2 protein-coding genes are annotated in these 592 nt (G+C 52.5%); one reads left to right on the top strand and one right to left on the bottom strand.

What is annotated here, in order from left to right:
• Positions 1-124 precede the first annotated feature (124 nt).
• Positions 125-304 (top strand): FimD/PapC C-terminal domain-containing protein, encoded by a 180-nt coding sequence (locus HJG40_RS14800; protein WP_215864897.1) that lies wholly within the window; start codon positions 125-127, stop codon positions 302-304.
• Positions 305-340: 36 nt separating this feature from the next.
• On the opposite strand, the gene HJG40_RS14795 is transcribed toward HJG40_RS14800, so the two are convergent.
• Positions 341-592: transposase domain-containing protein (locus HJG40_RS14795; RefSeq protein WP_215864896.1), on the bottom strand; the 252-nt coding region annotated here is incomplete at its 5' end.

Here is a 592-nt window from a genome sequence, read left to right as displayed (position 1 = left end):
TCCGAAGGTTGCAGCATAACCATTACTCAGGGACAATTTGGGGCAGCGCCATTCTGCTGCAATGTTAGAAACCAGACTAGCTTAAACTCTCGCTCTTTTTGTCTTGACTCATGGGTCCACCATAGTGGTTCGTTCGGCTACGTTCACACTGCATCAGGAAAATGGTAAACCCGTACCCTCTGGTGCCATTTTACGTATTCGCGGACAGAAAAAAGGCTATCCCGTCGGTTATCATGGGTTGTCTTATCTATCTGGCTTGTCGGCGCATAATGTGGTGAATGCCCAATGGGACCATCAGGCGTAAACGTTCAGCCAACCCACCCTTGCGGATTGGCGCCCATCAGGGTAATGCGGTTTTTTTCCAGTTCCACGGCAAGAGTTCGTGGAGCCGCTTGTTGGGCCAAGTGGGGAGCTTTTCGAGCACGTCACAGAGGTATGCGAAGGGCTCGATGCCGTTGAGCTTGCGGGTCTCGATGATGCTGTAGAAGGACGCGGCACGCTCGCCACCGGCATCATTTCCAACAAATAAAAAATTCTTGCGCCCAATGGCCACGCCCCGCAACGCCCGCTCTACAGGGTTATTGTCGATGCT

Source organism: Acidithiobacillus concretivorus, from assembly GCF_018853445.1.
GTDB lineage: Bacteria > Pseudomonadota > Gammaproteobacteria > Acidithiobacillales > Acidithiobacillaceae > Acidithiobacillus > Acidithiobacillus concretivorus.
The sequence above is the reverse complement of the archived record's forward strand: the minus strand, read 5'-3'. Positions and strand labels throughout refer to the sequence as shown.